Origin of the sequence: Jutongia huaianensis (assembly GCF_014384985.1) — a bacterium.
Classification (GTDB): domain Bacteria; phylum Bacillota; class Clostridia; order Lachnospirales; family Lachnospiraceae; genus Jutongia; species Jutongia huaianensis.
In genome coordinates, this window is the sequence record NZ_JACRSX010000013.1 from 42321 (window position 1) to 57269 (window position 14949).

The 14949-nt window shown below is 44.1% G+C and carries 13 protein-coding genes; all 13 read left to right on the forward strand.

Going from position 1 to position 14949, the window contains the following annotated elements; genetic code table 11:
- The first annotated feature begins 6 nt into the window (after positions 1-6).
- The 13 genes from H8704_RS09735 (at position 7) to rplS (ending at position 14922) form a co-directional block, all read left to right on the forward strand.
- On the forward strand, positions 7-1014 hold the full coding sequence (locus H8704_RS09735; RefSeq protein WP_249298145.1) for an ABC transporter substrate-binding protein: 1008 nt from the start codon (positions 7-9) through the stop codon (positions 1012-1014).
- 188 nt (positions 1015-1202) lie between these two features.
- Positions 1203-2927 (forward strand): cellulose binding domain-containing protein, encoded by a 1725-nt coding sequence (locus tag H8704_RS09740; RefSeq protein WP_249298146.1) that lies wholly within the window; start codon positions 1203-1205, stop codon positions 2925-2927.
- 110 nt (positions 2928-3037) lie between these two features.
- The gene (locus H8704_RS09745) at positions 3038-3313 is read left to right on the forward strand and encodes a hypothetical protein (protein WP_249298148.1); all 276 of its coding nucleotides are present in this window, start codon (positions 3038-3040) and stop codon (positions 3311-3313) included.
- Between the two features lie 192 nt (positions 3314-3505).
- A complete protein-coding gene (locus H8704_RS09750; RefSeq protein ID WP_118689518.1) occupies positions 3506-4156 on the forward strand; it encodes a hypothetical protein in 651 nt (216 codons plus the stop codon).
- A 171-nt stretch (positions 4157-4327) separates the two neighbouring features.
- A complete protein-coding gene (locus H8704_RS09755; RefSeq protein ID WP_022465809.1) occupies positions 4328-4936 on the forward strand; it encodes a DUF1836 domain-containing protein in 609 nt (202 codons plus the stop codon).
- Positions 4937-5020: 84 nt separating this feature from the next.
- Positions 5021-5359 (forward strand): YabP/YqfC family sporulation protein, encoded by a 339-nt coding sequence (locus H8704_RS09760; protein WP_022465810.1) that lies wholly within the window; start codon positions 5021-5023, stop codon positions 5357-5359.
- A 53-nt stretch (positions 5360-5412) separates the two neighbouring features.
- Positions 5413-6612, forward strand: coding sequence for a sporulation protein YqfD (locus H8704_RS09765; RefSeq protein ID WP_249298149.1), 1200 nt, complete (start codon positions 5413-5415; stop codon positions 6610-6612).
- A gap of 25 nt (positions 6613-6637) precedes the next feature.
- Positions 6638-7651 (forward strand): PhoH family protein, encoded by a 1014-nt coding sequence (locus H8704_RS09770; protein ID WP_249298151.1) that lies wholly within the window; start codon positions 6638-6640, stop codon positions 7649-7651.
- On the forward strand, positions 7635-8903 hold the full coding sequence (locus H8704_RS09775) for an HDIG domain-containing metalloprotein (protein WP_249298152.1): 1269 nt from the start codon (positions 7635-7637) through the stop codon (positions 8901-8903). Before H8704_RS09770 ends, H8704_RS09775 begins: the two co-directional genes overlap by 17 nt.
- Positions 8904-8922: 19 nt before the next feature.
- Entirely contained in the window at positions 8923-9429 is a 507-nt protein-coding gene (gene ybeY / locus H8704_RS09780) for an rRNA maturation RNase YbeY (RefSeq protein ID WP_022465814.1), read from the forward strand.
- Positions 9430-9499: 70 nt separating this feature from the next.
- Positions 9500-11164 (forward strand): putative polysaccharide biosynthesis protein, encoded by a 1665-nt coding sequence (locus tag H8704_RS09785; RefSeq protein ID WP_249298153.1) that lies wholly within the window; start codon positions 9500-9502, stop codon positions 11162-11164.
- A 52-nt stretch (positions 11165-11216) separates the two neighbouring features.
- A complete protein-coding gene (locus tag H8704_RS09790; protein ID WP_249298155.1) occupies positions 11217-14429 on the forward strand; it encodes a DEAD/DEAH box helicase in 3213 nt (1070 codons plus the stop codon).
- Positions 14430-14577: 148 nt separating this feature from the next.
- Positions 14578-14922 carry a 50S ribosomal protein L19 gene (rplS, locus tag H8704_RS09795; RefSeq protein WP_022465817.1) on the forward strand — a complete coding sequence of 115 codons (345 nt, stop codon included), beginning with the start codon at positions 14578-14580 and terminating at the stop codon, positions 14920-14922.
- Positions 14923-14949: the final 27 nt, after the last annotated feature.

Sequence of the window (14949 nt, forward strand, 5' to 3'; positions counted from 1 at the left end):
TATCATATGAAACGTATCTGGAAAAAGACGCTTTGCGTTGGTATGACGGCGGTGATGATGGTGGGTGCTTTGTCGGGCTGTGGCAAGCAGGATAAAGAGCTTACTACGATCCGTCTCAACGAGGTGGCACACTCTATCTTTTATGCACCGCAGTATGTGGCGATTGAAAAGGGGTATTTTGAGGACGAAGGGATTGCATTGGAGCTGACCAATGGAATGGGGGCAGACAATGTAATGACTGCAGTGGTTTCCGGGGAGGCAGACATAGGATTTATGGGTTCCGAGTCCTCTATTTATGTGTATCAGGAGGGCGCAAAGGACTACATTGTGAATTTCGCCCAGTTGACCAATCGTGCCGGTAATTTCCTGGTGGCAAAGACAAAGGATGACTCCTTTGACTGGAGCAAGCTGAAGGGGAAGACTGTACTGGGCGGCCGGGATGGCGGTATGCCGGAGATGGTATTTGAATATGTATTAAAGAAAAATGGCATTGATCCGAAAAAAGATCTGAAAATTGTTAAAAATATTGACTTTGGTCTCACAGCACAGGCATATGCTTCCGGACAGGGAGACTATACCGTGGAATTTGAACCATTTGCTGCTTCTTTGGAGGCTGACAAGAAAGGTGTCGTTGTGGCATCTCTTGGGGAAGCCAGCGGTGATGTTCCTTACACGGCTTATTCTGCCAAAAAAAGTTATATGAAGGATCATCAGAAGGAGCTTCTTGCTTTCACGAAGGCGGTACAGAAGGGAATGGATTTTGTGCAGAGCCACACTCCGGAAGAAATTGCAAAGGTGATCGCACCACAGTTCCCGGAGACGGACGAGAAGGCTTTGGTTACTGTGGTAAAGCGTTATTATGACCAGGGAACCTGGAAGGAAAATCTGGTCTTTGAAAAAGCCAGCTTTGAGCTTTTACAGGATATTCTGCAGGATGCGGGAGTATTGAAGGACCGGTTGTCCTATGATGATCTGGTAGATACGCAGCTCGCAAAGGATGCGGCCGGAAAATAAGTGGAAATTCATCTTCGGTTATTATAAAACGAAAAGGAGGACCTCCATGCAGGGGGTCTTCTTTTTTCGTAGAAAATTATAGAAGTAGCACAGATAATAAATATTATTGTTGACATATTATATATATAGTGCTAATGTAAAACACACAACGATAGGTTTGCAGAAAAAGTATAATTAAGGAGGTACTTATGAAAAAAAGAAAAAGAATTATGAAACAAGTTATATGTCTGATTGTGGCAATTGCAATGTTGATCACAATGACACCGGACTGCTTGATGAATATTCATCAGGTAAAGGCAGCGCAGAAGGAGGAAAAGGAAAATATTACAGAGAAAAGTTACACCTCCAATGGCTGCAGCGTGAAATATGAGACAAAGTCTGGTTGGGGAAATCAGGTGCAAATAGATATTTCCATTACAAACGATGGAGAGGAAAGTATGAAGCTTTCTGAGCTTCGTTTTGTATATCAGGCAAGAATAATAAATATATGGAATGCATCTATTGCAAGTGAAAAGGAGGTGTCCGGTGCATGGCAGTATGTGCTCACACCGGAATCCTACAATAAGCTGCTCAATGCAGGGGAAAGCATTAACATTGGATTTATTGCGGAAGGAGTCGATTTACCTCAGGCTCCGGACAAAATTGAAATTGAAGGAGAGCGGGAGGATCCCAAGGGAGCAGTTGGGGATACGGCAGATTTTGGAGGATATTGCCGTATTACAACGGAAGTGTCAAATCAATGGGATGGAGGGATCATAGGAAAGATCATCCTTGAAAATACGGGAAAGGAAATTCTGAAGGGATGGAAGCTACATTTTGTATGGGATGGTCAGATAGATAATATTTGGAATGCGGTATGTCAAAAAGACAAAAGCGGGTATTCCATAAATCCAATGAATTATAACTCTGAAATCGCTGTTGGAGGAAAGGTAGAGATTGGATTTCAGGCATCTGGTAAAGAAAAAGACTTGGAACAGTTTGGAAAAGAAGGGTTTATTTCAAAAAAGAAGATGGTATTTTCATCGAAGGAGCCGGAGGTTTCTGAGCTTCCTGTAACTTCATCAGCTCCGATAGCTTCTGGACTTCCTATGATATCATCGGCTCCGGTTTCTTCTGGCAATATTGAGATTCCAACAGCAGATCCGGTAAAAACAAATTATCCGTTGGAAACATTGATTGTAGATCCTGCCGAGACAGGACATCCTGTGACTTCACCTGTTGATCCGGTGTTTACGGATAATCCAGAAACGATTATTCCGGAATGTACAGCGACGGATTTTAGAACTACAACTCCTCCGGAGGAGACGAGTACAGTATATCCGGTAACGGCTATGCCAGCAGAGACAAATATAGAAGAATCAACGGAAAAACCGATGGATACAGATCGACCAGAAGAAACAAAAATGCCATCGGATACAGAGGGGCCCTTTGTAACTAAAGAGCCGGAGGAAGAATCAAGAGGAGATTATCATATAAATAGCGACATTGTGCTGGAAGAGGATCTGATTTGTGACAATTTGTATATTCATGGAAATTTATATACAAATGGAAAAAAAGTAATTGTAAAGAAAAATATTATCCAGGAAGGCAGTGGAGGATTTTATATACAGCATAGTGATGTATCAGTAAAGGAGGATTACGTTTTTGCAGGAGGAAAGCTTAATATTGAGGAAAGTTGTAATTTGTCTATAGGTAAGAATTTTGAAATATTTCAGGGGATTAAAATATATCAGCATTTTGATAATAAAACAGACTTATTCACTTTGCAGGTTGATGGTGATCTATTGTATGCAGAAGAAAAGAAGATATCCGGAAAGATGGGCAAAAGGAACCAGAGCCTGGAGTTTTTCAGAAGAAGAATGGCTAAATCCAAGACAAGAAGCAGAAACAAAAAAGAGGCGAAAGTCTCTTGAAATTAAAAGAAAGGAAAATCGGGTAGGGTGACAACCACCCGAAAAAATTCCGCAAGTTACCAAAGGAGGAGCAGGAAAGATTACGGGAAGAACGTGCAGTAAATGCTAAATTGATAGAAATGAAGCAGGTTTTTTATTGTAATGGATTTACTAGAAAGAAAATAGGAAAAGACGATGAATTAGAATATATTGTTCGAAATGATACATATTGTGATATTAAGTACATAAAAGAAAAGCGTGCTTTTGTAATCTTAAGTGCAGATAATAAAGAGGATGCATTAAATGAAGTTTTAAAACAAGACCCCAATTATTATTATATGGATGAACCGGAAAAGGAAATGTTGAAACGATTAGATGAAAATGTGATGGCAAACTATATGAAATAGATAGGTAATCGTTTTAATAAGAAATGGTTCTCTACCAAATGGTGGGGAATCGTTTCTTTCTTGCAGGGGAAAAGCAGCACCAATGGGTGACATGGAGGGAGGAGCAAATCAGTTTTTAACGCCATTGTCAGGTGATGTTTTAAAAAAGCTGGGAATTTTAACAGAAGGGATATAAGAAAGAAGGATAACAGGATGAAAAAAGAAGAATTTTTAAAAAAAAAGAAAGAGTTAAAACCAGAACTAAAAGATATCTTTGTGGAGGTAGAAGAAAAATTATCATCATCGTATACCATTGGGTGCTGTTATGATCAGGAAAATCGGAAATGGAAGGTATATAGAAAAACACTGCCCGACCGATCAAGTGTTTGTGAATTCTATATATTTCTGGAAACGGATAGTGAAGATGAGGCGTTTGATAGACTGTATCATATAATGATGGATGAAATAGAGATGGAAGAAAATAGGGAAAGGCAAAGACAACTGCGAATTAAAAAGAGAGACGAGGAGGAAAGTAAGTTACCAAAGGAGGAGCAGGAAAGATTACGGGAAGAACGTGCAGTAAATGCCAAGAAGACGAAAATGGAACAAGTATTTTTTTGTAATGGATTTACATGGGATAGGATAGGAGAAAAAATGGAGATTTATCTTATTCGAAAAAATATGTATTGCAAATTAAAATATATAAAAGAAAAGCGTGCTTTTGTAATCTTAAGTGCAGATAATAAAGAGGACGTATTAAATGAAGTTTTAAAACAAGACCCCAATTATTATTATATGGATGAACCGGAAAAGGAAATGGTGGAACGTCTTAGAGCAAATGTGAAACAAAATTATAAAAAATAAAATTATCTATTGAGAATAAGGAAAAGAGATGGTTCTCTACCAAATGGTGGGGGACCGTTTCTTTGATTTTGCAGGTTTGAACAGCACAGGGATTCATTCTTGCCATAATTTCCAAAATGCGTTATAATGACAGATGCGAAAAAATGTGAAAAGAACAGGGAATGAGGCATTATGCAGAAAAAATACACAAACGAGATTCTGAATCTCCTACGGAGTATACAAAATATCGACTATATTACTCCCGATGAAATACCTCAGATTGATTTATATATGGATCAGGTGACGACGTTTATGGATGAGCATTTGCGTTCTTCCAAGCGGTTTGAGGAGGATAAGATACTCACCAAGACTATGATCAACAATTATACGAAGAATAATTTGCTGCCGCCACCGGTCAAAAAGAAATATTCCAGTGAGCATATGCTGTTGCTGATCTATATTTATTATCTCAAGAACTTTTTGTCTATCAATGATATACAGAGTATTCTGAATCCATTGACGGAGAAGTTTTTTGGAAGTGAGGACGGTTTATCCCTGAGTGATATTTACCGGCAGATCGTGGAGCTGGAGCAGGAAAATATCAATTCCCAGGCGAGAGACATTATCCGTAAGCTGAACAAGTCCGGAGAGGCCTTTGCTGACGTAGAGGATCCGGAGGAGAAAAAGCTTCTGACGACATTTGCATTTATCTGTATGCTGAGCTTTGATGTCTGGGTTAAAAAGTCTGTCATTGAGAATCTGATCGATGACACGCTGGGAGACAAAAAGAAAAGTAAATAATGACATAGATCAAACACCGGAAGTCACTTTCCGGTGTTTTTTGCATATAATGACAGGAAGGAGACTGTTGATCGGAGGAAATCCATGAGAAGGGAGTATCGTGTCAAACCGGTGAAGCATAAGCATGAAAAGAGGATGAAAACGGAACCCTCCATGCAGGATCCTGTGTTGTCGGGAAAAATATCGGGAGTGTTGAATCTTTCAGAGGATATTCTGGCAAAGGCTCCTGTGGTGACCAGTTTTGGAAGATACCGGGTATGTATTGAGAATTACCGTAGTATATTAGAATATCAGGAGGAGCAGATCCGGATACAGACGAAGACAGGAAAGATCCGGATCGCCGGGAAGCGGCTGGGAATTGCCTATTACCGGGAGGATTGTATGTGTGTGGTGGGAGAGATCCATTCCATAGAATATCAGTAACAGATATCGAGGCAGCAAATAAGAGAAAGGATAGCTCAGATGGAGGAGCGGGAATGATACATAAAATTTTGACCTGGTGCGGAGGCTATGTGATCGTACGTCTGCCGGGAGATCAGGCAGAGCGTTTTATCAATATCTGCAGGACGAAGGGAATCTTCTGGTGGAAGGTCCGGTGGCAGCGGCAGGGGCAGTATGTATATGGCTGTATGAAACGAACGGATTATTATAAGCTGCGCCCTGTGGTACAAAAGACAGGAGTTTTCCCTGTGGTGAAGGAAAGGATTGGCGGCTACTTCTGGCTTCGGAGAGGAATTGCGAGAGCCAGCTTCTGGTGTGGAATTTTATCTATGCTGTGCATTTTGTTTTTGCTGGCAGGAAGGATCTGGGGCATTGAAGTGTCAGGACAGTCGTATCATACGAAGGACAGCATCCTGCGGTATCTGGAATCCGAAGATGTGTATGGAGGGATGGCAGGAAAGGATGTCGTGTGCAGTGAGATTGAAGCAAAGCTTCGAAAAAAGTATCAGGATATTGGATGGGCATCGGTGGAAAAGTCCGGAAGCAAGCTTTATGTGCGGCTGGATGAAGTGCTGCTGCAGAAAAAGAAGCATAAGAAGGTGCCGGCAAGTCTGGTGGCAGAAAATTCCGGAACCGTGTTAAGTATTGTGACCAAGACCGGGACGGCAAAGGTCAGAGCCGGAGATCAGGTGAAAGAGGGACAGAAGCTGATCTCAGAAAAGGTAAAGATTGTGGGAGACAATGAGGAGGTGGTGGCCAAAAAGCATGTCCGGGCGGCCGGAACGGTGGTACTGCAGTCTGTTTATCATTATGAGGACAGTCTGAAAAAGCAGTATCAGAAAAGAAAAATAACGGGGAAAAGCCGTACCATATACCAGATAAACATAAAAAATCATGATCTTTTTCTATATAATCCATTAAAAAGTTTGGAAAGTTACGAAAAATATGATATAATCCGTGAAGGTGGGCAAGTATGCCCTTTTCTGTCATGCCGTTTTCCTGTTTTTGTCTGGAAAAAGACATTTCGGGAGATACAACAGGAAAAATCACGTTATTCCCAAGAAGAGGCGGCAAAGCTTCTTACCGGCCGGTTTGATTATTACCGGCAGCAGATGACAGAGAAGGGATGTTATGACCTGGAGGGCGAACTGGTCATCCGGGAGCAGGGGGACTGCTTTGTGGGGGAGGCAGATATTGTCTATTCCAAAAAGCAGAAGAAATATCAGCAATTCTAGCGTTAGTTTGGAGGAAATATATTACATGTCGATTATGGAGACAGTTATTGAGATACCTGCCGAGCATGAAAAAAACATATTTGGCAGTTTCGATGCGTATATCAAAAAAATTGAACGGAATCTGAATGTTACGATGGTTGCCAGGGACGGTGGCTTGAAGCTGGTGGGAGAGGCGGCCAGCGTTAAGACGGCAGAGAGCATATTGATGCAGCTTCTGGAATTGTCCCGCAGAGGCAATACCATCACGGAGCAGAATGTGGATTATGCGCTGGCACTTTCTATGGAGCACAGAGAATCGGAGCTGGTGGAGATCGACTCGGACATTGTATGCAGGACCATACAGGGAAAGCTGATCAAACCAAAGACGACCGGACAGAAGAAATATGTGGACCAGATTCGTAAAAAGATGATCGTTTTTGGCGTTGGGCCGGCAGGAACCGGAAAGACATATCTTGCCATGGCGATGGCGATTGAGGCGTTTAAACGGGATGAGGTCAGCCGGATCATTCTGACACGTCCTGCAATTGAGGCGGGGGAGAAACTGGGTTTTTTGCCGGGGGATCTCCAGAGCAAGGTGGATCCTTATCTGCGGCCATTATATGATGCGCTTCATCAGATCATGGGAGTGGACAGCTATCTGAGAAATGTCGAGAAAGGACTGATCGAGGTGGCACCTCTGGCGTATATGAGAGGCCGTACTCTGGACAATTCCTTTATTATTCTGGATGAGGCACAAAATACCACGCCGGCGCAGATGAAGATGTTTCTTACACGAATCGGATTTGGTTCCAAGGTCGTTGTGACCGGAGATCAGACACAGAAGGATCTGCCGTCGGGAACCGCTTCGGGACTGGATCAGGCAATCAATGTACTGAAAAATGTAGATGATATCGGGTTTTCCTTTTTAGATAATAAGGACGTAGTTCGTCATCCGCTGGTACAGCAGATCGTCAGTGCATATGACGATTATGAAAAGAAACAGGCTCGCCGCGAGGCAAGAAAAAAGGAGCAGGGGGCACGTCATGGAAAGGATAAATGAAAAAAGACTGTTCTCGATCGTGATGTATCTGTCGCTGATACTGGGAGCATTGATATGTGCCGGTATAAATCGTATGACCATTGCCGGTATGCTGGTGCAGGTTTGTTATTCTCTGATCATTGGTGTGGTATTTATGACACTGCTTCATACAAGAGAGGACATGCTGTGGGCACAGATTCCGGAGAAGTTAGTTTATCTGTTTTCTTTTTCCGTTTCCCTGTGTCTGATCGGCGCCGCATCCCGCTACCACATTGGGCTGTTCTGGCTTCTGCCGCTGGCAGTTGTGGGATATCTTGAGTCGGTCGAGATCAAGGCAGTGACCTTTGGCGTTCTGATGTTGGATTATCTGTGCAATGCGGCACTGGTCCATAAGGATATCAATCTGCTGGTGGGGTATTTTATCATGGCAGCAGCGATCGTAATGATCTTATCTATGCTGCGTGACAGAAAGGAAATGCCATATGCAGGAGTGATTCTTGTGGCATTGTGTATTGCCCTGTTTGTAATCCGCTGTGGATTTCAGAGCAGTGAGATATTCCGGCAGAGATATTTCCTGATCCTGGAGATTTCCAGTCTGGTATTTGTGGCGGTCTTCAGTGGTATTTTGCAGATTGTCTGCGGGACAGCCGGAGCTGACAGTGCGTCAGATGTGCCGGAGATGTCACCTGACGTGGAAGCCGGTATCGGTCCGGAGCCGGAGGAAAATCAAAGACAGGAGCCGGAAGCTTCTGTGGAATCGTTTGATATGATGGCATATCTGCAGGATGATTATCCGTTAATCCTTCAGTTGAAGGAGGAGGATACTCTTTATCAGCATTCTTATGAGATCAGCCGGTTATCCGGGCTGGCGGCCAGAGAGCTGGGCTGCAATGAGGCACTGGCAGCTGTGGGAGGAATGTTCCACGAGGCAGGAAGAATGCTTTCCCCGGACAATTATATGGAGGGCAATGCTGTTCTGGCAGAACAATACGGCTTTCCGGAGGATCTTGCAGCAGTGATCCGCCAGCATAATACCGGCAGCGAGATACCGAAAAGTCCGGAGGCGGCCGTTGTGATGCTGAGCGATTGTATTGTTTCCACTAGTGAATATCTTCGCAAAAACGGCAAAAGAGGTGCGATTTCCGATGACCAGCTTGTGATGAGTATATTTACAAATCGTATCAATAAGGGCGGTTTGGATGAAGCTGGACTGACCGATGCACAGTTAGATACATTAAAAGCATTTTATGTAGCACATGCATTTGAGATATAAGGGAGGATTATCATTTACCATGACAATTTGTTTTGAAAATGAAACAGATCAGAAACTGGATTTTGATTACGAAACGATCTTGGAAAAAGTCATTTGCCAGGCAGCGGATCAGGAAAAATGTCCCTATGAATTTGAGGTAAATGTAACGTTTACCGACAATGATTCCATCCGTGAAATTAACAGGGAGTTCCGGGAACTGGATGTCCCCACGGATGTCCTTTCTTTTCCGATGGTAGATTATCCGGCACCTGCGGATTTTTCTGTGCTGGAGGATGAGGATAATGCAGCAGAGTATTTTCATCCGGAGACGGGAGAGCTCATACTGGGGGATATTGTAATCTCTGTGGAGCGCGCCAAAATGCAGGCGGAAGAATACGGTCATTCCCTGAAACGGGAGATTTGTTTTCTGACGGCGCACAGTATGCTTCATCTGTTTGGTTATGATCATATGGAGGACGAGGAACGGATTGAGATGGAACGGCGTCAGGAGCAGATTCTGCAGGATCTGGGTATTATACGGGAATAAATTATAAGATACAGGAAATATAAGCCTGCGGTTTCTGTCATGCAGGCGTGGGAAAGGCATGGGTAACAGAATGGAAACAACAAACAAGAAATTAACTGCTGCCAGCGGTTTTTTGAAGCAGGGAAGTATTTTGGCGGTGGCATCGATCCTGGTACGGATGATCGGTCTTTTGTACCGGATACCGATGGCCAATATTATTGGCTCCGAGGGAAACGGAATCTATTCTTCTGCTTACGAGATATACAATATATTGCTGATCATTTCATCCTATGGTATGCCGATGGCGGTATCCAAGATGGTATCGGCCAAATGTGTTGAAAAACGGTATAAAGAGGCATATCATATTTTCCGGTGTTCTATGATCTTTTCCATCTGTACCGGTGGTGCGGCAGCATTATTTGTCTTTTTTGGAGCAGACTGGCTGGAAAAAAATTTCTTTAAGAGCTTTTACGGAATTTCCATTCCACTGCGTATTCTGGCACCAACCATTTTTGTGGTAGCAATTATGGGAACGCTGCGAGGTCTTTTCCAGGGTAGAAAAACTATGATGCCGACGGCAATTTCCCAGATTTTCGAACAGATCGTCAATGCGATTGTGAGTGTATCTGCAGCATTTTTTATGATGCGTGCCCACAGTGCATCGGCAAAGTTCTCTGCGTGGGGAGCTGCCGGCGGTACTCTTGGTACCAGTATGGGTGCGTTGATGGCATTGATCTTTCTGGTGTTGATCTATCTGCTGTATCGGCCGGTGATGAAGAAGCAGCAGAGAAAGGATCGTGTCTCCGAGGAGATGTCTCTGGGAGAGACTTATAAGCTGATCCTGTGGACGGCAATTCCTATCATTCTGAGCCAGACAGTATATCAGCTCAGTGGTATTATTGATGTATCACTGATCAACTGGGTATTGCTGGGCAAGGGCATCAGCGGTACGCAGATCAGTACCTGGCAGGGCATTTACAGTACACAATATCGTACACTGGTGAGTGTGCCGATCGCTGTCTCTACGGCAATCGCATCCTCTATGGTGCCGAGTCTTGTGGCATCTTATATTGGAAAAGATAAGCATGCGGTACACCGCAAGGTAAATCTGGCAGTCAAGTTTAATATGATCATTGCATTTCCATCTGCCGTGGGAATGGCAGTGCTGGCAGTGCCGATCATTCATTCCATTTATCCTTCCATGGAGTATCGGACGGGCTCCATGATGATGATGATTGGTTCAAGCTGTATTATATTTTATGCGTTATCTACCGTGACAAGCGGCGTGCTGCAGAGTATTGACCAGATGCGTCTGCCGGTGATCCATTCATTGATCTCTCTGATCGTGCATATTGTACTGGTGTGGGGATTGATGCGTTTCACAGGACTTGGAGTATATGCTCTGGTGATCGGTAATGTCACATATCCATTGCTTGTTTGTGTATTGAACGGATATTCCGTCAGTGCGCATCTGGGCTTTAAGCAGGAGATCACCAAATGCTTCTGTGTACCGTTTTTGTCCTCTGTGATCATGGGCATTGTGACATTTGTCGTGTTCCGGTTGTTCCATGTATTGACAAAGAGCAATGTAATTTCTCTGTTGCCGGCTCTTGTGGCAGCGGTATGCGTATATTTTGTTCTTGTCCTGAAATTGAAGGGACTGAACAGAGAGGAATTATATGAATTTCCGTTTGGAAGGAAAATGTCGATTGTGGCAGATAAGCTTCATCTGCTGGAAGAGGAATTTGAAGCGTAATAAATAAAGTATCCGCAAAAGTCATTTGTTGAATAGAAAAGAGGTTTCGTGCATGCAAAGAATCACACGGGAGGCAATCCGCCGTATGGCGTCCTCGGAGACGGTATATTATCGGGGAATGCGTTATTATGCAGCTCACGCTGTCAGCGATGTGACATGGAATGAAAACGCCGGTCAGTATCGCAGTGTGGTACATGGGGGTAACCAGTATGTGGTCACGATACAGGTTTCCGAAGAGGGAGAATGGCTTTATACCTGTAACTGCCCTTCTCATGTAAAGCAGAAGGGAGCCTGCAAGCATGTGGTGGCAACGTTGCTGTTTATTGCTGATTACCAGCAGAGGGAAAATGTGCGGGAGAACCTTGACAAAAAGGATAAGACAGCATACCAGATCATTGAATATTTTCAGAAAAGGGAATTTCGCCGTCTGAGTCCTACTTATTATCATCTGGGACTGCGGATCACGATACCGTCACTGCTCAAAAAGCAGAATGCCAAGGCATATCTCAGCCTGTATGCGGGTTCTGAAAAAATGTATAAGGTAACCAATACCAAAAAGTTTATTGCAGATTATTATGAGGAAAGGGATATCCGTCTGGGAAAGCAGTTTTATTTTATTCCCGGAGAATGTGCTTTTGATGAGGCGTCCGCCAGTGTGATGTCATATCTTACGGAGATTTACGAGATTCAGGAGACATTGGGAAAGACCTATTATTCTAATCTGTTTAGTCGTCAGGAGATGGTTCTGTCTCAGAATATGCTGGTTAAGCTGCTGCATCTGGCAAAGGGACTGGACTGCCAGCTTAATCTGTTTGGAAAAGAAATGGGAACGGCACAGATTGTTGAAGGCCGGCCGGAGCTTTCTCTTGATATGCAGATGGAAGGGGACGAACTGAGGCTTGCCCAGGAGGGTGGGGAGCCTTTGCATGCGTTGTCACAGGACGGTTCTATTTTATATTATAAAAACGATATTTATCTGCCGGAGAGGGACTATATCTGTAACCTGCTTCCGTTTTATTCCAGTCTGTTTCAGTCTCAGGAACGGCAGATTGAATTTCGCGGAGAAAATAAAAAGCGTTTTATTGAGAAGGTGCTGCCGGTCATTAAAAAGTCTATGCAGGTGCAGGTGCCGGAGGAGGTTCGGGAAAGTTATATCGTGGAGGCGTTACAGCCGGAGCTTTATCTGGATGTCAGTCAGATGCGTAAGAAATATTATGTTTCTGCCAGACTGGAGTTTTGCTATGGCAGGTACCGTGTGAATCCTCTGCGGGAGGAGTTCCCGGAGGGAGATATTATACTGGTCCGGGACAAGGAAGAGGAGGAGCGGCTGCTCAGCATTCTCTATGGCCTGAACTTTCAGGTGCAGGGGGATACGTTTCTGCTGAAAAATGAGAATGATATTTTTGAACTGATGACGGACCGGATCACAGAGCTGACGGATCATTTTAAGGTGTTTTATTCCAAGGAGTATAAGAGCCATGGCATCCGTAAAATGGGAACTATGTCCGCTAATATACGATTAGATACGGATATTAATCTGCTGGAAATTGATCTGGGTTATGCACAGATACCGAGAGAGGAGCTGGAGGCCTTTTTCCGTTCGGTGCAGCTTAAACGGAAATATTTCCGTTTAAAGGATGGTTCCTTTATTGATCTGACCAGAGGGGATTCCCAGCTTCATTCTCTTCGCTGGATGTTGGAGAATGATCAGGAATTCCATGGAAGTAAAATGACATTTCATAAGAGTACCGCTATGTTTTTGGAACGGATGCTGCCGAGGGGAAGCCGGCTGCAGAGGCAGGAGTCTTATGAGATGCTGCTACAGGATCTCAAGCATCCGGAACAGATGAAATGGGAGATCCCGGATATTGTTACGGCGTCCCTAAGACCTTATCAGGTGGTTGGCTTCCAGTGGCTCAAAACATTGGCTCATTATGGAATGGGTGGTATTCTGGCGGATGATATGGGTCTTGGAAAAACCTTACAGGCGATCGTTTATATCTGTTCCTTTCCGGGACAGAAGACATTGATCGTGTGTCCTACCTCTCTGGCCTACAACTGGCAGGATGAGTTTCAGAAGTTTGCACCGTCGATCCGGACCTGTATCGTACAGGGAACACCGGAGGAGCGGGAGGCACTGATCTCCGGGCAGGATGGGGAGTATGATGTGTGGATCACCACATATCCCCTGATTCGGAAGGACACGGAAAGCTACCAGAAACAGAAATATGACCACATATTTCTGGATGAAGCACAGTTTATCAAAAACCCATCCTCTTTGGGGGCGAAGGCAGTCAAGAGTATTCCGGCAGATCACCGGTTTGCCCTGACAGGTACGCCGATTGAAAATGCCCTGTCAGAGCTGTGGTCGATCTTTGACTTTATCATGCCGGGATTTTTTATGAAATATTCCCGTTTTGCGGACGCATATGAGAAGCCGATCTTAAAGGAGCATGACCAGAATAAAATGAAAGAGCTGCGGACAAGGATACAGCCTTTTGTTCTGCGGCGGATGAAAAAGGAAGTGCTGAAAGAGCTTCCGGATAAGATTGAGACAAAACGTATGGCGGAGATGACAGCCAAGCAAAAAAAGATTTATCTGTCTTATTTGTCCCGGATTCAGGAGGAGATGAGGGGAGCGGAAGGCCTGGAGGCGGCCGGCGGCCGTATGCAGGTGCTGGCGGCACTTACCAGACTGCGCCAGATCTGCTGCCATCCGGGAACCTTTATCGAGAATTATCATGGTGGCAGTGGCAAGCTGGATCTTTTGATGGAGCAGCTGCCGGGGATTCTGGATGGAGGACACAGTGTGATCATTTTTTCGCAGTTTACCTCTATGCTTAATATTATTGCCGGAGAACTGGAGGCGCAGGGGATTGATTATCATTATCTGGCAGGCGCTACGAAGCCGGAGCAGCGCAAGGAATATGTAAAAAGCTTCAATCAGGGAAGGGTAAAGGTATTTCTGATCTCTTTAAAGGCAGGAGGAACCGGACTGAATCTGACCGGGGCGGATACTGTGATCCACTTTGATCCATGGTGGAATCCGGCTGTGGAGGAGCAGGCGACGGACCGTGCTTACCGTATTGGCCAGAAAAAGAAAGTGCAGGTGATCAAGCTGATCATGAAAGATTCCATCGAGGAAAAGATCGATGCACTTCAGACCCGCAAAAAGCTTTTGTCTGAGAATGTGATCGAAGCCGGTGAGGTCTTTGTAAATCAGTTGTCTATGGAAGAGCTGGTGGAGCTGTTTCAGGCGGAATAAGAAAGTTACCAATTTTTTTGAATTTAGGGCTTGTATTGGCGGGGTTCTTATGATATGATAGTGTGGTTGTGAGTAGAGATATTCCTCTGTTACGGTTGCAGAAAGCACATAAGTATTAAGAATGTCGAAAATATAAGGAGGTCACATCATGAACGATATTATTAAGGCAATTGAAGATGCACAGTTAAAAGAAGTTGCAGATTTCCGTGTTGGAGATACTGTAAAGGTTTATGCAAAGGTTATCGAGGGTAGCCGTGAGCGTATCCAGGTGTATGAGGGAACCGTACTGAAGAGACAGAACGGTGGCGCAAGAGAGACATTCACAGTTAGAAAGTTCTCTAACGGCGTTGGTGTTGAGAAGACCTGGCCGCTTCATTCTCCGATCATTGATAAGATTGAGGTTGTACGTAAAGGTAAAGCTAGACGTGCGAAACTGTTCTATCTTCGTGACAGAGTAGGTAAAGCTGCAAAGGTGAAAGAGCTGGTTAAATAATTATCATTATTTCAGTAAGTTTGCAGT